This is a genomic window from Nonomuraea sp. NPDC003201 (assembly GCF_053590415.1).
This window is the reverse complement of sequence record NZ_JBSFTC010000446.1, coordinates 1-6,893: the sequence shown is the minus strand read 5'-3', so window position 1 is coordinate 6,893 and position 6,893 is coordinate 1. Positions and strand designations below refer to the sequence as shown.

At 71.0% G+C, this 6,893-nt stretch carries 7 protein-coding genes and 2 pseudogenes; 3 read left to right on the top strand and 6 right to left on the bottom strand.

What is annotated here, in order from left to right:
• Nucleotides 1-108 precede the first annotated feature (108 nt).
• Nucleotides 109-480: pseudogene (locus tag ACWDX9_RS57350) on the top strand (putative glycolipid-binding domain-containing protein); the annotation flags it as partial.
• A 97-nt stretch (nucleotides 481-577) separates the two neighbouring features.
• Here the strand turns inward: ACWDX9_RS57350 and ACWDX9_RS57345 are convergent.
• The gene (locus tag ACWDX9_RS57345) at nucleotides 578-1,465 is read right to left on the bottom strand and encodes a slipin family protein (RefSeq protein ID WP_449971566.1); all 888 of its coding nucleotides are present in this window, start codon (nucleotides 1,463-1,465) and stop codon (nucleotides 578-580) included.
• A 789-nt stretch (nucleotides 1,466-2,254) separates the two neighbouring features.
• Here ACWDX9_RS57345 and ACWDX9_RS57340 point away from each other — a divergent pair.
• Entirely contained in the window at nucleotides 2,255-2,596 is a 342-nt protein-coding gene (locus tag ACWDX9_RS57340; protein WP_185077364.1) for a histone-like nucleoid-structuring protein Lsr2, read from the top strand.
• A gap of 78 nt (nucleotides 2,597-2,674) precedes the next feature.
• On the opposite strand, the gene ACWDX9_RS57335 is transcribed toward ACWDX9_RS57340, so the two are convergent.
• Both ACWDX9_RS57335 and ACWDX9_RS57330 read right to left on the bottom strand, forming a co-directional pair.
• Nucleotides 2,675-3,157, bottom strand: coding sequence for a hypothetical protein (locus tag ACWDX9_RS57335; protein ID WP_449971564.1), 483 nt, complete (start codon nucleotides 3,155-3,157; stop codon nucleotides 2,675-2,677).
• 28 nt (nucleotides 3,158-3,185) lie between these two features.
• Nucleotides 3,186-3,269: pseudogene (locus ACWDX9_RS57330) on the bottom strand (hypothetical protein); the annotation flags it as partial.
• Between the two features lie 125 nt (nucleotides 3,270-3,394).
• On the opposite strand from ACWDX9_RS57330, the gene ACWDX9_RS57325 reads away from it, so the two are divergent.
• Nucleotides 3,395-3,946: a TetR/AcrR family transcriptional regulator gene (locus ACWDX9_RS57325; protein WP_364250115.1), complete on the top strand. Its 552-nt coding sequence runs from the start codon at nucleotides 3,395-3,397 to the stop codon at nucleotides 3,944-3,946.
• A 42-nt stretch (nucleotides 3,947-3,988) separates the two neighbouring features.
• Here ACWDX9_RS57325 and ACWDX9_RS57320 read toward each other — a convergent pair whose 3' ends face one another.
• Genes ACWDX9_RS57320 through ACWDX9_RS57310 form a run of 3 tightly spaced genes read right to left on the bottom strand, consistent with a single transcriptional unit; the run spans nucleotide 3,989 to nucleotide 6,660 of the window.
• On the bottom strand, nucleotides 3,989-4,918 hold the full coding sequence (locus tag ACWDX9_RS57320) for a CU044_5270 family protein (RefSeq protein WP_449971561.1): 930 nt from the start codon (nucleotides 4,916-4,918) through the stop codon (nucleotides 3,989-3,991).
• The gene (locus tag ACWDX9_RS57315; protein WP_449971558.1) at nucleotides 4,918-5,511 is read right to left on the bottom strand and encodes an RNA polymerase sigma factor; all 594 of its coding nucleotides are present in this window, start codon (nucleotides 5,509-5,511) and stop codon (nucleotides 4,918-4,920) included. The genes ACWDX9_RS57320 and ACWDX9_RS57315 overlap by 1 nt, the downstream gene beginning before the upstream one ends.
• A 51-nt stretch (nucleotides 5,512-5,562) precedes the next feature.
• Entirely contained in the window at nucleotides 5,563-6,660 is a 1,098-nt protein-coding gene (locus tag ACWDX9_RS57310; RefSeq protein ID WP_449971555.1) for a hypothetical protein, read from the bottom strand.
• Nucleotides 6,661-6,893: the final 233 nt, after the last annotated feature.

Below are 6,893 nucleotides of genomic sequence, written 5' to 3'. Positions count from 1 at the left end.
CCTTTTTTTTATTTTACTGCGACAACAGAGATATAAACAGCCTTCAATATACTCTTTCTTACAAGACGATGTTCCTATGTAACCCTGTAGGCCGGTGTCGCGAGCCGCTCCGCCGAGGGCAGGCGCCAGACCCTCCTGGAGACCGACGGCGCGGGCCGCTGGCGGGTGGACGGCGCGCCGGCGTCCTGGCTGGACGGCTGCCTCGACGTCGACCTCGAGTCGTCGGCCCTGACCAACGCGTTCCCCGTGCACCGGATGCGCCTCGGCGTGGGCGCCGCCGCACCCGCTCCGGCGGCCTTCGTCCGGGCCGCCGACCTGGCCGTCGAGCGGCTCGAGCAGCGTTATGCCCGGCTGGCCGACGAGGAGGGGCGGCAGCGCTACGACTACGCGGCGCCGGTCTTCGACGTCGCCTGCCACCTGGTCTACGACGGGTCCGGCCTCGTCCTCGACTACCCGGGCCTGGCCGTCCGAGCCGCCTGAGCTTCTCCGCCCCCGGGGCTCCGGCTTCCCCCCCCCCGCCGGGCAGGCGGTCGCGACCGGCTGGCGGCCGTGGGTTTGGTCGTCGGTCGCCCTGAGGTCAGGAATCGGGGCGGGTCGCCGCCTCGTGCAGGCCGAGGATCTTGGTGAGCTCGTCCGGCGGCGTCAGCTGCGCAGGCGGCGCGCTCTTCTCGGCCGCGACCGGCCCCGCTGACTCCTCCCGCGCCGGCGAGCCCTGCGCGCCGCGGTCGAAGAAGCGCAGCACCTCCACCGGCAGCGGCATCACCAGCGTGGACGTCTTCTCGGCCGCCACCTCGACGACCGTCTGCAGGAGCCGCAGCTGCAGGGCGCTCGGCGTCTGGGCCATGATCGCGGAGGCGTCGGCGAGCTTCTGGGCGGCCTGGAACTCCCCGTCCGCGGTGATCACGCGGGCGCGCCGCTCCCGCTCGGCCTCGGCCTGGCGGGCCACGGAGCGCTTCATGGACTCGGGCAGCTGCACGTCCTTGATCTCCACGCGGTCGATGTGGATGCCCCAGCCGAGCGCCGGGCTGTCGATCATGAGCGCGAGGCCCTTGTTCAGCTCCTCGCGGTTGGAGAGCAGATCGTCCAGCTCGCTCTTGCCGATGATGGACCGCAGCGACGTCTGCGCCACCTGCTCCACCGCGAACAGGTAGTTCTGCACCTCGACGGCCGCCCGCAGCGGGTCCTGCACCCGGAAGTAGGCGACGGCGTCGACCCGGACCGACACGTTGTCACGGGTGATGCCCTCCTGCGTGGGCACCGGCATCGTGACGATCTGTACGTTCACCTTCTTCAACCGGTCCACCCCCGGGATGAGAAAGGCGACTCCCGGCCGGCGGATCTCCTTCTGCGCCCGGCCGAAGCGGAACACGATGCCGCGCTCGACCTGATTGACGATCCTGACGCCCCCGAACCCGGTCAATATGGCGATGGCCGCGAGGAAACCCAGGATGATCTCGGTAACCATAATGGCCTCCCTCCCATACTTCGAGAGTAGGCCTGCCCGAACGGAAGAGCGTACCGAGCCGGCCGGACCTCCGGGTGCCGGGGTCCGCCTCTTCCGGCGCAACGGTCACGGTGCCGTCAACCGTCAACCGCGATCGTGCGGGGCGCGCTGGCCCGAAACAGTTGGAAATCTACTTTGTAAAGGGCGGATCCTGCTGAGCCGGCGGATGCGAATCTGGTAAACGTCGGTGCGGTGCGTCAGGATCGAGTTGCGGTTCTTGGCCAATACCTGATATGGCCCGGCAAACCTTTGAATCGAACTTCAACATAGCGGATTCATGGCTATTGACAGCGGGACGGACGCACTTGCGACTAGGTTGCTGACAGCGGAGCCGGGGTGCAGGATCGGCGCGGGTGCGGGCGGTCCGGGGCAAGGGCGTCCCGCGCTCGCGAGGGCGCGCTGTGCGCGAGAGGAGGCGGGAGGGCGGCCGTGGTCTTGCCATGCCGGGGATGTCGCCGGTTGTTGATGGCTTATCACTGGTGAGAAGGGCAGAAGGGATCTCGTGCAGGTCTTTGGGCGAGCCTCGCGCAGGTCGGGTCCCGGTATGTTCCCCGCCCGGCCATCGGCCGGGGCGGCGCCGATGAATGCCGGGCACGAGAAGCGCGAAAACCGCGTCACAACAGCGAAAGGCGTTGTAGTGCGAGACACGATCGTGAAGTTCGATTGTGTCAGCACGGCGCCGCAAGGAGGTGCGTGATCTGCTGAAGGGGGCTACAGTACCTGCAACCATAACGTAATCGGAGCAGCATCATGGCGAAACGCATTGTTGAGTCCTTTGTCGATGACATCGACGGCAGTGACGCCGAGGGGACCACAAGGTTCGCTCTCGACGGCACCAGCTACGAGATCGACCTGTCGGGCTCCAACCGGGAGAAGCTGGAGAAGGCTCTCGCTCCCTTTATCACCAAGGCTCGCGCGGTCCGCGCCGAGCGAGGTGTTCGCGGCCGACGCGGTGGCGCCGGCACTTCGCGGGCCGTCACCCGTGAGAAGTCCACTGAGATCAGGCGGTGGGCGAAGGCCCAGGGGCTGCCGGTGAGCGAGCGTGGCCGCATCGCCGCCACTGTCGTGGAGCAGTACGAGGCGGCCCACTGAGGGAGCGATCCGGCTTCCGGTAGGTCTTTTCAGGACAAGAGCACGGGCGGTCGGGTCCTGGCCGGCCGCCCGGCTCGGTCATCGAATGTCGTCCAGGGCCGCGTACAGTGCCTCGACCAGGGAGCGGACGCGGAAGTCGCCGCCCTGGCCGAACAGCCCGGTGATGTGCCCGGGCGCGGGCCAGAAGGGGCCGCCTGGCACGGCGAAGCCGATGCCCCAGGCGGTGTGCACCCGCAGGGTCTGGTCGATCCCGTAGGCCTGCGGGGTGCGGATCCGGTCGACGAGTTCGGGCCCGAGCAGGCGGATGCCGTCGACCTCGCCGCTGAGGGCGGCGAAATAGCGGGCCAGGGAGTGGGCGGAGGCGACGCCGTCCATCGACGGGCTCTCCACCTGGTACGTACGGGGATCGTTGGCGCTGTCCCAGCCGATGGCGACGCTGCCGTAGAAGGCGCGGTAGGACAGGGTGGCGGGGTCGTTGAGCGCCTTGGCGAATTCGGCGAGTTCGGGGACCTCCATGCCGAGTCGCATGGTCTCGGCGTCGGGGACGACCATGGTGGCCATGCGCGGCATGGCGGCTGTCGGGGACGCGGACGTGGCAGTCGAGGCCGAGCGGGCCGGTGATCTCGCGTTCCAGGAATTCGCTCAGCGTGAGCCCGGAGACGCGGCGGACGATCTCCCCGGCGAGGTGGCCGATGCTGACGCCGTGGTAGCCGTGCGCGGTGCTGGGACGCTAGCCTACCGACCGGACGGTTGGCAGCCGGGGTATGCTTTCAGGCTGAACCGAGAGAGGGACGGCGATTGGCACCGAACGAAACCTCCGACACCCGGCTGCGCATCATCGAGGCGGCGCGGGAGCTGTTCACCGCACAGACCTACCGTGCGGCCAGCATGCGGGACGTCGCCGAACGGGTCGGCATCAGCAAGCCCTCCCTCTACCACCACTTCCGCAGCAAGGGCGAGATACTCGACTGCCTGGTGCGGCCCCCGATCGACCGGCTCGACGCGACGATCCGGGACGCCGCCGCCGCGCCCACCCTCGCCGAGGTGCGGCAGCGCGTGCTCGGCGGCTGCGTCGACGTCATGCTCGGCCACCGCGAGACCATGGTGCTGCTGCTGCGCGACGCCTCCGTCTACGGCGACGAGACCACCGAGCTCATGTCGCGCGTGGTGGGCATCACCAGCCGGGCCGTCGAGCTGCTGGCCGGCCCCGATCCTGACTGGCGCCGCCGCGTGCGGGCCGCCCAGGCCTTCGCCGCGGCCACCGACCCGATCAGCCATCTTCCGGACGTTCCGGACGACGAACTCCGGGACGAGCTGCTGCGTGGCGCGAGCGCGATCCTCTCGCCGTGACGACAGCGGCGGCCCTGCGGCGTCCATCTCCGATCGGCCCCGCTACGGCCGGTCGCCCGGCTTGTCGACGATCCCGGCCTCCAGGTGCGCGGTCCATCCGACGGGGGTGCCCGCCTTGACCTCGCGCGGCTGTCCGGCCGTGTAGGTGCGGGTGGCGACGGTCTCGCTGTACGTCCCCAGGAAGCGGTAGTCCTCCGGGCTCAGGATGATCTCGAAGCGCTCCCAAGGGCCGGTGTAGACCAGCGCGATCCCGTGGCGGCCGGCCGCGTCCACGGCGTCCTGCTTGACCGACACCCCTTGGACCATCGGCAACGCGCGGAACAATGCGGCCCGTACCTTCTGCTCGACGGCCTGCTCGCTCATGACCTGGCCGATCGTCTCGACGATCCGCTGCTCCGCGGGCTTGTCGTCGCCGGGTTCCGCGGGGGTCGCGGCGACGGCCGCCCTGATCCGGGCGAGCGTCCGCTCGGGAGTGACGGGGTCCTCGGCCAGGTCGGCGGCGGTGATGCCGGGGCCGGTCTCGTGGATGACGAGCTTGCCCTCGCCGTCGTCCAGGGCCGTCTGCTTGCCGTCCACGCTGTTCCACAGCTCCAGGGTCATCCGCCTGTCCCGATCCACCTCGGGCGCGGGCTCCGCGCGGAGCGGCGCGATGCTCTCCTTGACGTACAGCCACTTGCCCGGGGAGGGCACGGTCTTGTACGGGTCGCTCGCCGCGGCTCGCGCGGCCCGCTCGCTCAGCTCCTGAACGCTGGCCACGGGAGTGAAGCCCGGCTCTCTCACCAAGGTGACGCCCACGCCCACGGCCACCGCCAGCGACGCGGCCAGGGTCATGCTCCACACCGGGCGCGGCAGGCGCCGGCGAGGGGCGGGCGCCGGCTCGCTCATCGCGCGCAGCAGGCGGGCGCGCGCGGCGTCCTCGGCCTGGCGGGTGATCGTGGGGGTGGAGCCGCGGAAGTTCTTGATCTCGTCCATCAGGCGTCCTCTCTCGTCGGATCGTCGCCGCCAAGAGCGGCCCTGGTCTTCTTGCGGGCGCGGTGCAGGCGCGAGCGCACGGTCCCGACGGGGACGCCGAGCGCCTCGGCGACCTCCTCGTACGACAGATCGCCCCAGGCCACCAGCAGCAGCACGTCGCGATCCCCCCGCGAGAGTCCCGCCAGCGCCCCCGCCAGCCGGCGGTCGTGGTCCTGCGCCGCGACCCGGCCGACGACCGCGTCGGCCATCGGCTCCGGCAGCGGGTCCACGCCCGTACGGGACAGCGCCCGCAGGAACCGCTCCTCGCCGCGCCGGTGCCTGGCGATCAGCGTGGTGGCGATGCCGTACAGCCAAGGCCTGGCCAGCTGGTGCGAGGGGTCGTAGGACGCGCGCCGGCGGAAGGCGATCAGGAACGTCTCCGCCGCGATGTCGTCGGCCGCCTGGGTGCCGAGCCGCCGGGCCGCGTAGCGGTGGATCTGCTGGAGGTAGCGGTCGAATATCCCGGCGAACCGCTCCGGGTCGTCGTGCGAGCGGCGGATGAGCTCTGCGTCATCCTCCTCCTCCACGCTCTCGACTGCTCGTGCTCGTGTCATGCCTGTTGTCTCCCGATGGGCCGGATCAGGTTCTCACCCCGCCGGCCGGGCCTAAGGGAGCAGGGAGCGTCCCAGGTCGACGACGAACCGGGCGAGCCGGGCCCGCTTGCGGAACAGGTCGTGCAGTTCGGGGGTGGGCGCCTGGCCCAGGCGTTCGAAGGGGATCGCGGTCCAGGCGCTGCGCAGCACGAGGGTGGCGGCGTAGCCGAAGGAGACCTCGGAGGGGTCCGCGAGGCCGGCCACCGCGTCGGTGTACGCGGCCTCGATCGTCTCGTGGACGGCGGGCAGGTCCGCGGGGTCGAGTTCGCCGGTGTGGGCCCGGCCGACGAGGAGCTGGCCGAGGTCGAAGCCCACGGCCGCCGGGTACGGCCAGCTCCAGTCGATGGCCACGAAGTCCGCCGAGCCGTCGGCCGGGATCAGCAGGTTCGAGGGGCTGGCGTCGCCGTGGACCAGGGTGTGGGGGAGGCGGTCGAGGGCGTCCAGCAGCGGGTCGATGTGGTCGGCGAGGGCCAGCAGGTCGGCCTGCAGCAGGGGGTCGGCGTTCGCGGCGACCAGCGGGTGCCGCCACGTGGCCGGGTCGCGCAGGGTGGGCAGGAACAGGTTGGCGAGCGGGCCCCCGCAGTAGTAGCGCAGGCCGTGGTTGAGCGGCTCGCGCGGCGCGGACGTACGGCCCGCGACGGGGTGTGCGGTGGCCAGGTCGCCGAGCCGGCGGGCGGCGGCGCGGTAGCGGTCCAGGTCCCATGCGGCGGGCGCGACCCGCACGTCCTCCAGCCACATGACGAGCCGGTCGTCGCCCAGGTCGTCCAGCCGGTACATCCGGGGCAGCCGCAGCCCGCCGGGGAGCCGGGGGCGGGCCAGGTAGATGTCCGCGTCGGCCCGCCAGGGGAAGTGCGCGAGCGCTGTGGCGCGCAGCGGCTCGGGGATGTCCGCGTACAAGGGCGAGTGCCTGATCTCGTGGATCGCCTTGACGAAGAACGACCAGGTCACGCCGCCGGTCGTGGTGCCGCGCACGCGGTGGAGCGAGGTCGTCGACAACGCCCCCGGGCCGGAGTCGAGGAGGTCGACGTGCTGGTCCGCGATCTCGGCGAGGGGGTCGCCGAGGCTCTCCCGCACGAGGTCCGTCAGGCCGGTGGTCAGCGCCATGGTCATGGGCCCCAGCATGGCGGGCGGGACAACTCGCTCGCATGAGCATGGCCTACTCAAATACGCTTTCGCCGTGGCAGGCTCCTGGCCGTTCATCGGGCGTGCGGCGCAATTGTCGGAGATCAGGTCCGCCTCCAGGGGCGTGGTCGTGGCCGGTCCGCCGGGCACGGGCAAGAGCCGGCTGGCGGCGCAGGCCGTGCACGGTCTCGACGGGGTCGCCTGGGCGCGGGCCACGGCGG

Excerpts from the sequence above, each read along its gene's own strand:
- ACWDX9_RS57315 (WP_449971558.1), bottom strand. The coding sequence starts at position 5,511 with ATGACACGAGCACGAGCAGTCGAGAGCGTGGAGGAGGAGGATGACGCA.
- ACWDX9_RS57335 (WP_449971564.1), bottom strand. The coding sequence starts at position 3,157 with ATGGCCACCATGGTCGTCCCCGACGCCGAGACCATGCGACTCGGCATG.
- ACWDX9_RS57340 (WP_185077364.1), top strand. The coding sequence starts at position 2,255 with ATGGCGAAACGCATTGTTGAGTCCTTTGTCGATGACATCGACGGCAGT.
- ACWDX9_RS57345 (WP_449971566.1), bottom strand. The coding sequence starts at position 1,465 with ATGGTTACCGAGATCATCCTGGGTTTCCTCGCGGCCATCGCCATATTG.
- ACWDX9_RS57320 (WP_449971561.1), bottom strand. The coding sequence starts at position 4,918 with ATGGACGAGATCAAGAACTTCCGCGGCTCCACCCCCACGATCACCCGC.
- ACWDX9_RS57310 (WP_449971555.1), bottom strand. The coding sequence starts at position 6,660 with ATGACCATGGCGCTGACCACCGGCCTGACGGACCTCGTGCGGGAGAGC.